The organism is [Actinomadura] parvosata subsp. kistnae (assembly GCF_900323885.1).
Taxonomy (GTDB): domain Bacteria; phylum Actinomycetota; class Actinomycetes; order Streptosporangiales; family Streptosporangiaceae; genus Nonomuraea; species Nonomuraea composti.
The window spans coordinates 573,154-588,707 of sequence record NZ_OOHJ01000006.1 but is presented as its reverse complement, the minus strand read 5'-3'; the positions used below and the strand labels follow the sequence as shown (position 1 = coordinate 588,707).

18 protein-coding genes are annotated in these 15,554 nt (G+C 69.8%); 8 read left to right on the top strand and 10 right to left on the bottom strand.

Annotated features, from left to right (window positions below; translation table 11 throughout):
- Positions 1-19 precede the first annotated feature (19 nt).
- From KIS93_RS06470 to KIS93_RS06455, 4 genes are read right to left on the bottom strand one after another with little or no spacing between them, the layout of a single operon-like run.
- A complete protein-coding gene (locus KIS93_RS06470; RefSeq protein WP_230466156.1) occupies positions 20-1,081 on the bottom strand; it encodes a Gfo/Idh/MocA family protein in 1,062 nt (353 codons plus the stop codon).
- On the bottom strand, positions 1,078-1,833 hold the full coding sequence (locus KIS93_RS06465) for an amino acid ABC transporter ATP-binding protein (protein WP_080038592.1): 756 nt from the start codon (positions 1,831-1,833) through the stop codon (positions 1,078-1,080). Before KIS93_RS06465 ends, KIS93_RS06470 begins: the two co-directional genes overlap by 4 nt.
- The gene (locus tag KIS93_RS06460; protein WP_080038591.1) at positions 1,830-2,615 is read right to left on the bottom strand and encodes an amino acid ABC transporter permease; all 786 of its coding nucleotides are present in this window, start codon (positions 2,613-2,615) and stop codon (positions 1,830-1,832) included. Before KIS93_RS06460 ends, KIS93_RS06465 begins: the two co-directional genes overlap by 4 nt.
- 33 nt (positions 2,616-2,648) lie before the next feature.
- Entirely contained in the window at positions 2,649-3,500 is an 852-nt protein-coding gene (locus tag KIS93_RS06455; RefSeq protein ID WP_080038590.1) for an ABC transporter substrate-binding protein, read from the bottom strand.
- Positions 3,501-3,674: 174 nt separating this feature from the next.
- Between KIS93_RS06455 and KIS93_RS06450 the strand changes: the two genes are divergently transcribed.
- Together KIS93_RS06450 and KIS93_RS06445 are read left to right on the top strand one after the other, a co-directional pair.
- On the top strand, positions 3,675-4,739 hold the full coding sequence (locus KIS93_RS06450) for a LacI family DNA-binding transcriptional regulator (RefSeq protein ID WP_186403931.1): 1,065 nt from the start codon (positions 3,675-3,677) through the stop codon (positions 4,737-4,739).
- A gap of 149 nt (positions 4,740-4,888) precedes the next feature.
- Positions 4,889-5,338: a hypothetical protein gene (locus tag KIS93_RS06445; protein WP_080038589.1), complete on the top strand. Its 450-nt coding sequence runs from the start codon at positions 4,889-4,891 to the stop codon at positions 5,336-5,338.
- Positions 5,339-5,470: 132 nt separating this feature from the next.
- Here the strand turns inward: KIS93_RS06445 and KIS93_RS06440 are convergent, their stop codons facing one another.
- A complete protein-coding gene (locus KIS93_RS06440) occupies positions 5,471-5,686 on the bottom strand; it encodes a hypothetical protein (RefSeq protein WP_155127081.1) in 216 nt (71 codons plus the stop codon).
- Between the two features lie 224 nt (positions 5,687-5,910).
- On the opposite strand from KIS93_RS06440, the gene KIS93_RS06435 reads away from it, so the two are divergent.
- From KIS93_RS06435 to KIS93_RS06420, 5 genes are all read left to right on the top strand, one after another.
- Positions 5,911-6,354, top strand: coding sequence for an RNA polymerase sigma factor (locus tag KIS93_RS06435; RefSeq protein ID WP_230466154.1), 444 nt, complete (start codon positions 5,911-5,913; stop codon positions 6,352-6,354).
- Positions 6,347-7,255, top strand: coding sequence for a hypothetical protein (locus KIS93_RS63085; protein WP_222107290.1), 909 nt, complete (start codon positions 6,347-6,349; stop codon positions 7,253-7,255). Before KIS93_RS06435 ends, KIS93_RS63085 begins: the two co-directional genes overlap by 8 nt.
- The gene (locus KIS93_RS06430) at positions 7,197-7,670 is read left to right on the top strand and encodes an orotate phosphoribosyltransferase (RefSeq protein ID WP_222107289.1); all 474 of its coding nucleotides are present in this window, start codon (positions 7,197-7,199) and stop codon (positions 7,668-7,670) included. Before KIS93_RS63085 ends, KIS93_RS06430 begins: the two co-directional genes overlap by 59 nt.
- 210 nt (positions 7,671-7,880) lie before the next feature.
- Positions 7,881-8,105 carry a hypothetical protein gene (locus tag KIS93_RS06425; RefSeq protein WP_080038585.1) on the top strand — a complete coding sequence of 75 codons (225 nt, stop codon included), beginning with the start codon at positions 7,881-7,883 and terminating at the stop codon, positions 8,103-8,105.
- A gap of 79 nt (positions 8,106-8,184) precedes the next feature.
- Positions 8,185-8,475, top strand: coding sequence for a hypothetical protein (locus KIS93_RS06420; protein WP_080038584.1), 291 nt, complete (start codon positions 8,185-8,187; stop codon positions 8,473-8,475).
- A gap of 515 nt (positions 8,476-8,990) precedes the next feature.
- Here KIS93_RS06420 and KIS93_RS06415 read toward each other — a convergent pair.
- A complete protein-coding gene (locus tag KIS93_RS06415) occupies positions 8,991-10,481 on the bottom strand; it encodes a carboxylesterase/lipase family protein (RefSeq protein WP_080038583.1) in 1,491 nt (496 codons plus the stop codon).
- 97 nt (positions 10,482-10,578) lie between these two features.
- Between KIS93_RS06415 and KIS93_RS06410 the strand changes: the two genes are divergently transcribed.
- Positions 10,579-11,178, top strand: coding sequence for a TetR/AcrR family transcriptional regulator (locus tag KIS93_RS06410; protein WP_080038582.1), 600 nt, complete (start codon positions 10,579-10,581; stop codon positions 11,176-11,178).
- Positions 11,179-11,516: 338 nt separating this feature from the next.
- Here the strand turns inward: KIS93_RS06410 and KIS93_RS06405 are convergent, their stop codons facing one another.
- The 4 genes from KIS93_RS06405 to KIS93_RS06390 form a co-directional block, all read right to left on the bottom strand.
- The gene (locus KIS93_RS06405; protein WP_080038581.1) at positions 11,517-11,948 is read right to left on the bottom strand and encodes a hypothetical protein; all 432 of its coding nucleotides are present in this window, start codon (positions 11,946-11,948) and stop codon (positions 11,517-11,519) included.
- 308 nt (positions 11,949-12,256) lie between these two features.
- A complete protein-coding gene (locus KIS93_RS06400; RefSeq protein WP_186403930.1) occupies positions 12,257-13,468 on the bottom strand; it encodes a GDSL-type esterase/lipase family protein in 1,212 nt (403 codons plus the stop codon).
- A 796-nt stretch (positions 13,469-14,264) separates the two neighbouring features.
- Positions 14,265-14,585, bottom strand: coding sequence for a hypothetical protein (locus KIS93_RS06395; protein WP_080038579.1), 321 nt, complete (start codon positions 14,583-14,585; stop codon positions 14,265-14,267).
- Between the two features lie 118 nt (positions 14,586-14,703).
- A complete protein-coding gene (locus tag KIS93_RS06390) occupies positions 14,704-15,537 on the bottom strand; it encodes an IS5 family transposase (RefSeq protein WP_222107288.1) in 834 nt (277 codons plus the stop codon).
- Positions 15,538-15,554: the final 17 nt, after the last annotated feature.

Here is a 15,554-nt window from a genome sequence, read left to right as displayed (position 1 = left end):
CTTTCGTAAGCCACCGAAGTCAGTGACCGCGACGGATGTCAGTGGTGGCGTAGATCTGCTCGATCAGCTCGATGACCGCCAGCGCGTCACCGGCGGCGACCGGGGGCGCGCCGCCCCCGCTCAGGGCGGCGGCCAGCTCGTCGTAGAAGTCGGGGTAGCCGCCCGGCTCGGTCGGCACCGGGGACTGCCCGTCCCGTCCGCCCAGCCGCCCCCAGCGCTCCTCAGGCTCCCGGCCGTACGCCGCGTCGCCAGGACCGACGCCGGCGGCCAGCTGCTGCTCCTGGCAGTCGAGCCCCCATTTGACGAAGCCCGCCGCCGACCCGGCGATCGTGAACCGGGGCCGCTCGAGCGGGGCCAGCGAGCTCATCGCGAGATGACTGCGCACCCCGCTCTCGTGCACCAGGGACACGAACGCCTCATCGTCGCCACCCGGGCCGGGCCGGTAACGGGTGAGCTCGGCGTGCACGCAGGCGACCGGGCCGAACAGCCGCAACGCCTGGTCGAGCAGGTGCGGCCCGAGGTCGAACAACATCCCGCCGCCGTCGGCGGGCAGGGCCTGCGCCTTCCACGCCTTCGGCTCGTCCGGCTTGCACCATTCGAAGCGCGACTCGAAGGTACGGACCTCGCCCAGCGACCCGCCCGCGACGAGCCGGCGTACGGTGCGGAAGTCGCCGTCGTAGCGGCGGTTGTGGAACACCGTGAGGAGCAGCCCCAGCCGCTCCGCCTCGGCGATCAGCTCGCGCCCCTGCTCGGCCCGTACCGTGAAGGGCTTGTCCACCACCACGGCAAGCCCGCGGGCGAGCGCGGCCGAAGCCAGCTCGTAGTGCGAGCCCGGCGGGGTGGTGACCACGACCAGATCGAGCCGGCCGGCCTCGGCGAACAGCTCCTCGGCACTCCGCAGCACGGCGGCACCCGGATGCTCCTTGGCCGCCTGCGCCCGGCGGCCCGGGTCGGCGGTGACCACCGCCGTCACCTCGAACGCGGGATCGGCCGCCAGGAGCGGGCCGTGGAAGACCCGCCCGCCGGTGCCGAAGCCGATGATCCCCGTCCGGATCGGCCGGCCGCCGTCCTGCACGTTCACAACACCTCCGAAAGAAACCGCTGCAGCCGCGGGCTGCGGGGACGATCGAACAGCTCCTCCGGGCTGCCCCGCTCGACCACCTCGCCCTCGTCCATGAAGACCACCTGGTCGGCGGCCCGGCGGGCGAAGCCCATCTCGTGGGTGACCACGACCATGGTCATGCCCCGCCGGCCCAGGCCCGCCATCAGGTTGAGCACCCCCTTGACCAGCTCGGGATCCAGCGCGCTCGTGGCCTCGTCGAACAACATGACCTCCGGCTCCATGGCCAGCGCCCGGGCGATCGCCACCCGCTGCTGCTGGCCGCCGGACAGGTCGCGGGGCCGGTGGTCGGCCCGCTCCGCGAGCCCCACCTCCGCCAGCGCCCGGCCGGCCCGCTCCCGCGCCGCCGCCCGCGGCATGCCCTTGACCTTCCACAACGCCAGGGCCACGTTGTCCAGCGCCGTGTGGTCGGGGAAGAGGTTGAAGTGCTGGAACACCAGCCCGATCCGCTGCCGCAACCGCTCCGGCACCATCGCCGAGGTCTTCTCGCCGGCCAGCAGCACCTCACCGCTCTTAGGCTCGTGCAGCCGGTTGATCCCGCGCAACAGGGTCGACTTGCCCGACCCCGACGGCCCGATGACGCAGGTGGTGCTGCCCGGCCGGACCTCGAAGCTGACCTCACGCACCACGTCGAAGCTGCCGTACGCCATCGACAGGCCGACCAGCTCCAGGCCGGAACCGTGAAAGGCGGGGATCGGCGTCTGCGCGTTCATGCCTTGCTCCCGGTGGTCAGAGGGCTGCCGCTGTCGAGCTCGTCGAGCTCCTTGAGGCCGCTCACCGGCGCGGCCTTGCGCCGGCCGGTACGGAACCGTTGATCGAAGTAGTTCACCAGGTGGGTCAGCGGCACCGTGATGACCAGGTAGAACACCCCGGCCAGAAGCAACGGGGACAGGTTGCCCGACAGGATCGCCGCGTCCTGACCGACCCGGAACAGCTCTCGCTCGCTGACCAGCAGGCCGAGGAAGTAGACCAGGCTGGAATCCTTCACGATCGCGATGAACTGGTTGACCAGGGCCGGCAGCACCCGTCGCACGCCCTGGGGCACGACCACCAGGCGCATGGCCCTGGCGTAGGTCATCCCCAGCGCCCGGCAGGCTTCGAGCTGACCCTTGTCCACGCTCTGGATGCCGGCCCGGAAGATCTCGCCGATGTACGCGCCGGCGATCAGGCTCAGCGCGATGATCCCCAGCGGATAGGGCGAAGGCCCGAAGATCGACTGGCTCACCCTGGCGAACCCCTGACCGATGAGCAGGATCGTCAGGATCGCCGGCATCCCGCGGAACAGGTCGGTGTAGACCCGGGCCGGGATCCGCAGCCACGGCGCGGTCGAGATGCCCGCGACCGCGACCAGCATGCCGAGGACCAGGCCGATCACCGTGGCCGCGACCGAGATGATCAGCGTGTTGGCCAGGCCGACGGCCAGCATCTGCGGCAGGACCTCGGCCATCGCCGAGAAGTCGAAGAACGTGCGGATCAGGTCGTCCAGCCAGTCCACGTCAGCTCCTTTCTGCGTGTTCGGGCGACCCGATCATTGGGCGGCCGGCGCGCCGGTGTGGTCACCGCCGGGCAGGTACTGCTTCGGCATCGGCGAGCCGGGGAACCACTTCTCGTACAGCCGCTTCCACGTGCCGTCCTCCATCGCCGCGACCAGCGCCTTGTCCAGGGCCGCCTTCAGAGCCGAATTGCCCTTCTTGATGGCGAACCCGGCCGGCGCGTCGAAGGACGGGATGTCGGCGGCGCTGACCAGGCCGAACTGCGCGATGTAGGACTTCGCGGCCTCGTAGTCCAGGAAGTGGGCGTCGACCGAGCCGCGGTTGAGCGCGGAGATGGCCGCGTTGTTGTCCGGGAAGCGGACCAGGTCGGCCTTCGGGAAGTTCTTGACCGCGTACGCCTCCTGCAACGTGCCCTGCACGACGCCCAGCCGCTTGCCGGCGAGCCCGTCGGCGGAGGTGATGCCGGAGTCCTTCTTCGTGATCACGGTGAGGTAGCCGGCCAGGTAACCGGCGCTGAAGTCGACCGTCTTCTTGCGCGCCTCGGTGATGCCGATGGCGGCGACACCGGCGTCGAACTGGCCGTTGGCCACCGCCGGCAGCAGGGCCGAGAAGTCCTGGCCGGTGTAGACGACGTCGGTGATGCCCATCCGCTTGGCGACGTCGCGGAAGAGCTCGACGTCGAAGCCGGTGAACTGGCCGCCTGCGTCGGTGAAGGTGTAGGGCTTGGCGTCGCCGAGGGTGGCGACCCGCAACTGCCCGGGCTTGATCAGCCCGTAGGGGTTGTCGGCGCTGCTGTCGGTGCTGCCGCCGCCACACGCGGCAAGGCCCAGCGTGGCGACGAGCGCCAGCAGCGCCACCAGTACGGAGGTGCGAGGGGTTGGAGACACGGGGGACCGCCCAAGTGGTGGGAATTCAGTGAGACCGGTCTCACCCGTGTATGCTGATTGAGACCGGTCTCAGCGGGATTTCCCGAAGACTAGGAGACGCCTCCCACGCACGTCAAGGGCCCCACCCCCCTCCCCCGTCACCGCCGCCAAGGCGACCCCAGCAAGGCAGGATCCATGGCCAAGCCAGGCAACCACCGCGAGATCACCGTCGCCGACGTCGCCCGCGAAGCTGGCGTCTCCAAAGCCCAGGCCGCTCGCGCACTCGGCGCCTACGGCGCCGTCAGCGACGCCGTACGCCAACGAGTACTCGCCGCCGCCTCCCGGCTCAGCTATCGCCCCAACCAACTGGCCAAAACACTGAACACCGGCCGCTCCCACAGCATCGGCGTCGTCGTCGGCGACATCGAAAACCCCTACTTCTCCCTCGCCACACGCGGCATCTCCGACGCCGTCGAACGCTCCGGCTTCACCGTGGTCCTCACCAACACCAGCGAACGCCTGATGGCCGAACGCGCCGCCGTCAACATGCTGATGGACAAACGAGTCGACGGCCTCATCGTCGCCCCCGCCTCCACCGGCGACTCACCCCACCTACGAGCCATCGTCGACGCCGGACGCCCCCTCGTCCTGCTCGACCGCACCGTCCCCGGACTCACCGTCGACGCCGCCCGAGCCGACATCGAGCCCGCCGCCCGCGAAGCAGCCGACCACCTACTGGACCTGGGACACCGCCGGATCGGCTACATCACCACCGCCGACAGCAGCGACGTCCGCACCGACGGCCCCCACCCCCTGCCCTCCCCCGTGGCCGCCCGCGTCGCCGGCCTCGTCACCGGATTCACCGAACGCGGCCTCACCTGGGACCCCGACCTCCTACGACCCTGCCGGCACGACGAAGCCGCGATCCGCCACGCCGTACTGGATCTCCTCCACGGCCCCAGCCCCGCCACAGCCCTCATCGCCTCCGACAGCCTCATCGGCCAGGTCGTCCTCGGAGCACTGCAGGAACAGGACCTGCGCATACCCGACGACGTCTCCGTCCTCATGTACGACGACCAGCCCTGGGCACGACTGGTCACACCACCCATCACCGTGGTGGCGCAACCGACGTACGACATCGGATACGCAGCCGGAACCCGACTGGCCGCGCTCATCGGCGGCGCCACCAACCCCCCACCCCTGCCGCCCCTCCCCGCCACCTTGATCCGGCGCGGCTCCATCGGGCCGGCGCGCTCATGAGTGAACGACATTTCCCCGCAACCTAGCTGAGCCCACCAGACGGCCTGCTCCGGCAGAGAGCACCGCAGGAGGCGATCCCAGCCATGACCGCCAGGAGCGCGCCATCACGGGCATACTCCTGGAGCAGCCCCAACCAAGTACGGGCAGCAATGGAAGGCGCCATCCTGGAACGCCTGGCAGCCCGCATGGAACAGGATGAGGAGTTCCGGACGTCAACGGCCGAACTGTGGCTGAAGGACGCCTACGAACCCCCGCCCAACGGCGAGCAGCGCCTCGACGCCCAGTCGGTGAGCGAACTCACCGCCACCAGCGGATCAGCCCGCTACCACGTACTCGCCGACGTGATCGACCGAGACATGATCGCGGACAAGGCACTGCCCGAACTCTCCAACATCATCCACCGGCTACGGGCCACCGGCAGCCTGGTCCCCGAAGAATTCGACCGCCTTCAGGCGGAGGCGGACTTCCGCATCGCGATGTTTCCGCCTCTGGCCACCCTGATGGGAGTCCTGGCGATCCGCTCAAGTCCGTTCTGGTGGCTCGGCACCCTCGCCGCACTGACCCTCATCTACGTGGTTCAGCCCCGACCGGCTCAGTGAACGGGCAGCTGACCATCCGCCCACGCCAAGAGCACCAGGTCCTCCAGCAGAGCCGCGCCGACAAGGCCACCGACCAGCGGCAGAGGCGATACGCCGTCCGTTCCGGCGTCGAAGGCACCATCCACCAGGCCGTCACCACGTACCGGCGCTCGCCGAACCCGCCACGTCGGCCTGTCCAAAACCCGTCTCGGACATGTGCTCACCGCAGCTGCCATCAATCTGATCCGGCTCGATGCCTGGTGGTCGGCAACCCCACTGGCCCGGACCAGAACCTCCCACCTCGCCACTCTTGATCTCGAAGATCGCGCTGCGGGCGGCGTCATACCACTCAATGGTGGTCGACGGCATCTTTTCTTGGATGATGAGTACGGGCGGAGCCCGTACCTTTGTTGTAGTAATTTGATCTTGTATTAGTCGACCGCCTTTACGTTGTAGATTTCTAGACACAATCGGATGGCGGGAACCGGTCGGCCGCGGGCGGGCAAGGAGGGGTGTCCCGTTCGTGAGCCGAGAGGCCGGAGTATGTCAGAAACGAGCCCCGCCGATTCCGCGGTCATCGCGCGATCCCGGCAGTGGCGGAGGACTTTCTCGCCGCCTTCCGCCAGCGCGGCCGCTACGACCTGGCCAGGCACAACGCCCTGCCCTGGTCGTACGGCATCGCGACCAACCTCATCGGCCGCCACAAGCGTACCGAGGCCAGGCAGCTGAACCTGCCGGCCCGCACCGGTGCGGACCCGGTCACCGAACCGTTCACCTCGCGCAGCGACGAGCGGGTGAGCGCTCAGGCCGTACAGCAGCGCTTGGCCGCCGCGCTTGCCGCGCTGCCCGCAGGGCACCGTGACGTGCTGCTCCTGGTGACCTGGGGCGGCCTGACCTACACCGAAACCGCCGAGGCGCTCGGCATCCGCGTCGGAACGGTCCGCTCGCGCGTCAACCGGGCCCGCACGAAGATCCCGGAGGAACTGGGCGGGACCGACCCCACAGCACTCGTCATCGAGGAGGTTCGCCATGGATGAGCTGGCCCAGCTCAACAGCTTCCGCTCCGAGGTCCCCGCACAGGAGGACCTGCGCGCCGAGGCGGAGCGCCTGATGGCCGGCATGGCGGCCCCGGCCCGTCCCGACATCCGCCGCCTCGGGCTGCGCGCCGCACTGGCGGGAGGTCTGGCGGCCACGGTGGCCGCGGCGGTGTTCGGCGTACAGAACCAGCCCGCCCCGGCACCGTCTCCGCCGCAGATCCGCACGGTCGCGGCCGTGGAGGTGCTGTCGCGGGCGGCCGAGCACGCCGGCCGCCGCCCGGAGCTCCATCCCCGGCCCGGCCAGTTCCTCGTCTACCGGTCGGAGACCATGAACTCGACCGAAGCGGACGGGCAGATCTGGCTGTCGCGTGCCAGGCGCACGTTCTGGCAGCTGTTCGAGGGCAGCTCGGTCAAGGCGTTCTTGCAGGAGGAGCCCCTGGCGCCGCTGCCGTATCCGGGGCGCACGCTGCCACCGCAGGCACGGTGGCAGCAGGAGCAGGTGGGCAAGCCCAGCCACCCTGAACGGGCCGCCGACTTCGATCAGCGCCCCGAGTTCATGCGCAACGACTACGCCTACGTCAGCAGGCTACCGACCGACACCGACGGCATGCGCAGGCACCTCTACACGCAGGTGACGATCCCAACCGTTCTCGTCGCCGCAGCACAGCCGTGGTCCGCCGCGGCGCGTCACACTTCTCCGGCCGCGCCGCCGCGGCGGCGACCGCGTGAGAGGCCCGGTTCGGGCGGTCTGCCATGCTCGTGTCGTGACCGATGTGGATCTCGCCCGCCGAGTTCGCGACCGTTGCCGGTTGAGCGGCCGGTTCGTGCTGCGTTCGGGACGAGTGGCCGAGGAGTACTTCGACAAGTACCAGTTCGAGGCCGATCCGGCCCTGCTAGATGAGGTGGCGGCCGGGATGGTGTCGCTGGTTCCCGAGGGGACCGAGGTACTGGCCGGCCTGGAGATGGGCGGCATCGCGGTGGTCACGGCGCTGGGGCGGCGCACCGGCCTGCCCTGCGCGTTCGTGCGCAAGGCAGCCAAGCCCTATGGCACTGCCCGGCTGGCCGAGGGTGCGGACGTGAGGGGACGGCGCGTCCTGGTCGTCGAGGACGTGGTGACCTCGGGTGGGCAGATCGCGATCTCCACCGGTCAGTTGCGTGATCTAGGGGCTCGGATCGACCACGCATTGTGCGTCATCGATCGGCAGGAAGGCGGTGCCGAGGCCTTGGCCGCGGAAGGGATTCGGCTCCTTTCGCTGCTCAAGCGTGAGGATCTCGAGGGCGACCGCCCTCAGGAGGTGGGCCCGCAGGGAGGCTGAAGGAGGAGGTCAGGGAAGCAGCGGGCCGCACGCCAGGTGGCAGGCGACACCGAGCGCAGCAAGCGGGCCTTCGACCTCAGGTTCGGTCGGCTGGCGAGGTCTTTGGCAGCCGGCATCACCGTCACTTCACTGCGGCTTCCTCCTCGCCGCCCGGCATGCCCGCCCGCTTCTGGCTCCGCTACCGGCGGAGATGCCTTCCCGGTTGACGGCATGCTGGCCATCGACCCCGTGCCCTTGCCGGCCATGCTGCAGCAGGCCGGCAAGGGCACGATCGAGCTGCGGAACTACCAGCAGCTGGACGAGAACGGCGGCCCTGTCGCGCACGCCGTCGACTTCGCGATCGGGAACCACTGGCTGGAGGCAGCGTGCGGGCGACGGCCGCACCGTGACCGGCGGCGCGGGGAAGGTGGGGAGGAATGCACATCTGATCGGTGACAGATGCTCATGGGCGGGCCTTCCCTCGCCGATTACCGTGGCTGTTGGCGTGATCGGTGACCATGCGGAAGGAGCCACCATGACAACGATCAGGACGGCGGTCGCCCTGAGCACGGCGGTTCTCGCCGTCTCGCTGGGGGCAGCTCCTGCCCACGCGGCGGCCAGTGACGCCGTCTGCTTCTCGGGGACCCGGACGCCGACCGGCGACGGGTACTACGAGGTGTCGGCGATCGGGTGCGACGGCCACAGCGGCACGAGCGTCACCATCCGCTTCGGCTCCGCGGCCGGTACGTACGACTGCGGCTGGACGTTCGTGTGGAACGGCCAGCTCGGCGCCGACAACTGCACCCTCACGTCAGTCCCTGCCTGAAGCCCGTCGCACCGCGGGCCACCTTCGAGGCCCGGGTCGGGGCTGGTTCGCGGCTCGTGCCGTCGCTGTACGCGCGCTGAGCACCGAACCAGTGACCGCTTCCCGGGCGGTCACCATGGGAGCAGTCCCCCACCCCTCGAAGAGAGGCCGTCACCACAGCATCGACCCGGACGCCTCGCCGTACAGCAGAAACCAAGACGTGATCATCGTTCCCCTGGCCCTTTCCGGCACTGTCGACGATGCGTGCCGGGGCCGGCGCGGCCACCGCCCTCCTGCTCCTGGCCGGCACCGCGCCGGCCGCGGTTCCTGAGCGATCATGACGGCTCAGGTGCCTGCGAACGCGCGCTCCAGATGGCCCAGAAGGCTCCCCCGCTGCCACCGCGAGGGCCGTTGTGTTCGGCATCGGACGCGCGCATCCCGCAGGGAACGGAGGACACACCGATCACCCGTGCCTGCCTGACCCGCTACAAGAGCGAGTGACCGCAGGCCGGGGCCACGTCCGACCGGGACCCCGATCATGAGAGATCGAAGGGGGTGGGAAAGTGGCCTTCCCAGATCTGGCGGGAGGCCTGTTCGGGGTAGGGCAGAGTCTTCGACTCGGTGTCCAGGACGCGGGTGAGGTGCTCGCCGGGCCGGTGGGCGGGCCAGCCCGCGTCGCCGGTGGTGACGAAGCGGACCCATGCCTCCTGGAGTTCGCGGGAGAGCGCGACGGCCTCGGGAGGGGGCTCCTCGCCGATGAGCTGGGTGCCGACGGGGCTGTCGAGGGTGCCGAACGCCAGGGGCAGGTCGAGGCTGTGGCAGGCGCCCAGGATGCCGCCGAGGGCCGGGGCGGCCCAGCACTGTTCGAACAGGTACGAGGTGCCGCCGGCCGCGGCGTTCGCCTCGGCCAGCTTTTGTGACGGCATGCGGAAGAGGGCGTCGGAGTACACCGTCTCGACTAGTTCCTCCGGGTCTGCCTGCGGGAACGCGGCACGGTAGGCCCGCGCGCCGTCCGGTTGCGGGGCGAGCAGTTCCAGGGCTGCGTGGGCGTCCTGCTCGGTGAAGGTGCCGTACCGTCCGCTCATGACGCTGAAGTACCGGAACTCGTCCCGGGCGTGGCCGACGAGCAGCTCCGTGCCGCTCGCGCGCGCGCCGGTCAGCGCGGGCCAGGGCGTTTCCGGCAGGACCTCGCCGTCGACGACGGGGCACAGCGCGGTGCCGGCCTCCGTGAGGCGTCCCCAGCTGTCCCGGTGCGCGTGGAGGCCGGCGTTGAAGGAGGTGAGCTCGGCGGCCAGGTGCCACGGGTCGATGTCGCGCAAGGCCTCGGCAGTGGGGGCCGCCGCGCCGAGCCGGTCCGCGAACGCGGCGGTGACCTGCCGTGCCAGTGCGGGGGTGCTGTACAGCCCCGGCACCGAATGGGCGATGGCCCGCCGGAACAGGCCGCGCGCCGGCTTCATCGTCAGCAGGGCGGCGACCGAGCCCGCCCCGGCGGACAGCCCGCCCACGGTGACCCGGCCGGGGTCGCCTCCGAAAGCGGCGATGTTGCGCTGCACCCACTCCAGCGCCGCGATCTGGTCGAGGAATCCGCGGTTGGGCGGCGCGTCGTCGAGGAAGGCGAATCCTTCCGCGCCCACGCGGCAGTTGATGGTCACCACGACGACTCCCGCCGCGGTCAGCGCTGCCGGGTCGTAGATCGGGTCGCTCGACGCCACCGCGAGGTAGCCGCCCACGGGGATCCACACCAGCACCGGAAGTCCCGCCGCGCCCAGATCCGGGGTGCCGACGTTGAGCGTCAGCCAGTCGGTGCCCTGCGGGGCCACGTCGATCGGCAGGGACAGCGGCGCCACGGGGCCGAACTCGACCGCCTGCCTCGTCCCGTCCCAGCGGTGCGGCGGCGCGGGCGCGGCGAAGCGGAGCGCTCCGACCGGGGGCTGGGCGTAGGGGATGCCGCGGAACACCGCGTGCCCCTGCCGCCGGCGCCCCTGCACCACGCCTTCCGTGGTCCGTACCTTGGGCTGTTTGGACATGAAGATTCCTTCCCTCGAATGCACCCCAGGATTACGGGTCAGGTGTATTATGTCAACTGTATTGGAAAGGTTCCGGGATACGAGGGAGGGGCCGGCGATGCCGAAACAGGTGGATCACCGCAGCCGCCGCGAAGCGATCGCCCGCGCGCTGTGGCGGGTAGTGGAGCAGCGCGGCGTCACCCAGCTGACGATGCGCGTGGTGGCGCAGGAGGCGGGCATGTCACTCGGGCAGCTGCAGCACTACTTCGCCTCCCGGACCGCCATGCTCTCCTTCGCCATGGACTTCGCCTCCGAGCAGACCGCGGTGCGCGTACACCAGGGGCTCGAAAAGCTCGGTGACCGTCCGCACCCCCGCGACGTCCTGCGACTGACGCTCGCGGAAATGCTCCCCCTGCACGCCGACGCCCGCGCCACCAGCCGGATGAGCGCCGCCTACGTCCTGGAGGCATTGCATGACGAGGCCGTGCACGAGCAGGCACGCCGCGGCCTCATCCAAGGGCGGGCCCGCGTCGAGCAGCTGGTCCGCCAGGCGATCGCCGACGGGCACATCGACCCCGGCCGCGACCCGGCGACCGAGACCAACCTGCTCCTCGCCCTCACCGGCTTCACCTCCCTGATCGAACTCGACGTGATCAAGCCCCAGGACGCGCTCGCCGCGATCGACGCGCACCTGGACCGGCTGTTCGGAATCACGTGACCCGCCGGCTTGGGGTGACGCGTCCGCGCACACCGGCCGCGCCCGCGTTCTGCTGCTGGACCAGCACGCCGGGGCTCGACCTGCACCAGCCGCGCCACCCACCTCGGCGAGGCCGAAGTTCCGCTGCTGGGCAAGACCCGTCACGGCCCAGCGTTAATACCGCCGGTAGAGTCCCGGCCTCGGGATGCAGAACGCTTCTGCCCAGTCGTGGGTGGAGTACTTCCTGAGGCCCGCTACCTCACACGGGCGGTGGTCCCGCTAGCCCTGACCAGGGCGTGTGTCGAGACAAGCCGGTTCGGCTGCCGGGATCGTGCGCCGCGCATCCTGCTCCGCTCTCGTCACCGGCGGCGCTCGATCCAGTGCTGCAGTTGCTGGAGTGAGCTCTCGGCGTGCGCGGCCACGGAGGAATGCACACGCATCGGCGTGCTGAAGGCGAGCATGGGCGTCTTTCGTACGCGCCCGCGCCCGTCCCGCCATCGGACGGACGCCAGCAAGACCTCCTGAACTCCCGAGATCTCCGCGATCGGGATGGTCCGGCTCCGCAAGTACCCCCGCACGGTGATGGTCGCCGGCCCGCATACGACACCGAGCCTGAACCCCCGGACCGCCAGCACCAGCGCCACGGCCGCGAACGCCACAACGATCGCCGTCGCGGTGGTGTCATCGGGAGGCTCCCATCCCCCGGCCAGCACGGCGAGGACGACGTACGGCATCGCGGCCCCGCCGAAGGCGTTCGCGAACCGGCTCACGAGCAGCGGACGTAAGCGCATACCTGCAGTATGCGTCCGGCATGGCTTCTTCTGGGCATCGCCGAACAGCGCAGCAGCCGATCACGGATTACTGGCGATCATGCGGTTGGGAGTCGGCGACGGTCAGGCGGCGCTCGAGGGGAGGCCGGACCAGTTCATCCGGGCCAGAAAGCCGCCGTCAGCCTCGCCGGCCAGAGCGGTCGGCCATGGCACACCGCCAAGCTCTTTGTCGCAGCCGCACAAGGGGTCGACAGGACTGCTACCGCGTGTGGCGCCCGCCTCTGACGAGGCGCGCGCCACATACGTTCGTTGATGGTGTCGTCGAGCGATCATGTACGGGCCGTCGCGTCGCAGGGCCGGCTGCCGGGGTCGCGGTAGAGGGACAGCAGGCAGCGGCCGAGTGCCTGCTGGCCGAACGCGTTGGGGTGCATGGCCTCCTGCTGATGGCCCTGGCTGATCTTCGCGCCGACGGTGCCGTACCGGACCCATTCCATCGTGTCGCCGAGTTCGGCGGCGTCGTCCAGCGTCCCGGATTGGCGGGTGCCCCGCTCGCACAACGCGTGGCCTTCCACGGCGCCCAGCATGCTCAAGAACTCCGCACCGGTCGCGGTGGCGACCCGGCGCAGCATGGCGTCGATCTCGGGCGCCAGGGTGTCATGCATCAGATCGAAGTCGGCGTCCCACAGCGGGCAGCCGCCCACGAGCGTCCGCGTGGCGGTCTTGCCGCCACTGCCCTCGCCGTAGCGCACCTGGGACGAGGAGGGCACCGGGGAGGGATAGGACTGCAGGATCAGCCGGTAGCCGGCGGAGCGTGCCGGTGCCTGGCGCATCACCTGGCGGATCTTCTGCACCGCCCGCGTCACCCGCTGCTCCACCTCCGGCAGCGCGCTGAGGAACCGATCACCCTCGCCCGTGGAGGCGCAGGAGCGTTCGTCTGACGCCAGGTACAGGGCGGCGCAGCGGCGCAGCATCCCGGACAGGTTCAGGTCGTTGCCGCCGATCGACAGCACGACCACCTCGACCTGCCGGATGGCGGCGACCCGGGCCAGCAGTTCGGCTTGGGAGGTGGTGTTCTCCTTGAACGCCTCGTCGATGACGTGCCGGGTCTCCGCCCCCGAACAGGCCAGATTGACCGGGGCGAGCCCGGCCTGGCGCAGCCCGGTGATCTCGGCCACGTCGGAGCGGTGACATCCGGTGCCCGCTCCGTGCACGGCCGTGTCGCCGTACACCCGTTCGGCGTCGTAGTGGCAGATCAGGCGCTGGCGATAGGCGGCGCGGTCGGTTCCGCCGCGAGTGCAGCCCGCGGCGGCGGTCACCGTGCTGTTGCCCCACCATCGGCCCGCCTCACCGGAGATGAAGCTGTCCCCCAGGGACACCGCCACCTGCTCAGCCCTGGCTTGTGCCCCGGCGGGCACGGGAACGGCCAGAGCCGTCGCGCTCAGCGCCAGGAGTGCCAGGACCCGGCCAGCGTGCCCGGCACGGCGCAGCCGGCGGGAAGCGGCGGGGACACTGCGGGGATGCTGCGGGCTGGTAGCGCTCACTGCTGCTCCTTCACTGTGGGTGGGCAACGCCTTTTGAGTCGGGCCTTCGGGCGCGTGGACGAACGTGAACGCATGCCTGATCTCGGCGTTCGGGGCTGCTGGAGATCCGGTGGCCGCGTATCCGCCGGACAAGCGAACACTCAGCGTAGTCATCTGTAACTGCGCGTTGATGTATCGCTTAGGTGAGGAGACTCTGTCCCGCACGGGATGCTTGAACGGACGCATCCGTTCGAGCTTGTGCAGGTGTCCGGACGCGGCCGGACCAGGAAGTCATGGCGCGGAGACCACCGGCGGTGGGACGCTCACGCGCTGATCACCGCCAGGCGACGATCCGGGACGGTGGAGATGCTGATAAACGAGGCGCAGGAGCAGCGGCCGGGAGATCCGGACTGGCGCGATCGGGCCGCACACCGTCGTGACCGGCAGGCCCGTGATGACGTTGCCCAGCGGCGCGATCATGTGGCTGAGGAACGGGACCACGCGACCGGTGAACGCGTCACCACGGTGGCGAGGTCGCCGACGCACTATGACTGCTGGACGTCGAGCGAAGGCTGCCGGCGACCGAGGGGGCCCGGGCGTCCATGGACCGGCTGGACGCGGACACCGACCGGCCGGTCATCGCCGGATGACGGGCTCGCAAACGCATTACGTCCGGTTAGAACCCGGGACCGGCATGCCCGACCACGGATCGAGAAGGACACCGACGCCCCCGCCGTGGGAGGAGTTCGCGGTGGCCGTGACGGCAGGTGCCCGGGTGGTCTGGCCGGGGCCTGTTTCAGAAGTCGGGTGAGGAGTCTCAGGTGCGGGCTGCGTGTACTCGAGATGCCTGAGCGGTCCAGATGGTGACGTCGGAAGCGATGCGGCTCGGGTCGGTAGCGGTGTCAAGGCGGTGATATCGACGAAACGGGTCGCGGTATTCGACCTCGTAGGTGCCATCGTCGAGGCGGGCGACCGAGGCGAACCAGGTGGGGTCCTCTTCGTCTGGTTCGACGATGACAAAGGTGTTGTCGGGCACGGCGAGCTCAATGATCATCTCGTAGAGGGCGTCCTCAGACGGCTCCACGATGAGTTCGCCACCTTCGGTTTCCGCCTTCAGCCGGATGTACTCGCGCCCCACTATCGGCCCCCTTCCAGACGTACAGGTCACCGCTTCAACAGATTGTGCAGGATCCCGGCTGCTGCCAAGAGCGTGGTCACAACCATTCGTTGATGCAGGAGATATGCACGGTCGCTTCCTAGCGAACGGCCAGCTTGTCGTAGCGCGTGGCCATGCCGCGGTTGCGCTTGAGCCGGTCGATCCCGCACTCGACGGCGTGGCGCTCGCGGTAGTCGACCTTGTCGAAGGCGGAAGGCCGGCCACCGCGCGATCCACGTTTGCGACGATGAGCCGCCTGATCCTTTCTTGGGATGGTGCATCTGATACCGCGCCAGCGCAGGTAGGAGCGATTGACGCGAGAGAAGTATGCCTTGTCGGCGCGGACTCGATCAGGGCAAGTACGGGAGCGGCCACCATTCAGACGCGGCACCCGGATCCCCTCCAGCACCGGCCTGAACTGCGGACAGTCACCCCGCTGACCAGCCGTGACCACCACCGACAGCGGCTTTCCCCTGTTCGACGCCAGGTGTATCTTGGTGGACAACCCGTCACGCGACCGCCCAGCCCATGATCGTCCGGTTCCCTGCGACCCCCGCCAGGTGGTCCCTTCTGCTGCACGTCCCCCGTCTCTTCGCGCACCGGCGGCATGCTGGTGCGCGCGGGCGACGGTGGAATCCACCGACACATCCCAGGTGATCAGCCCCCTCGGCATCGGCTCGTGCCTGTAACGCGACAAGGATCCGCGCCCAGCCCCTCCCCTTACTGGTGGTGACCATAGAGCCGTCGGCGCGGACCGGGATGAGCTGGTGTGGGTCTCCCGCCACAGGGCGCCGGCGTGCCCGGCCGGCACGTCGTAGGTGACGGCGACGGTCCTGGACTCCATGGTGGTGACGCCGTAGCGGCTGCTGTAGCCGGCCTCGATGGAGGTGTTGACGGAGGTCTGCACCATGGCGCTGGCGCCGGCGCCGAACATGTTGGCGGATGAGCTGC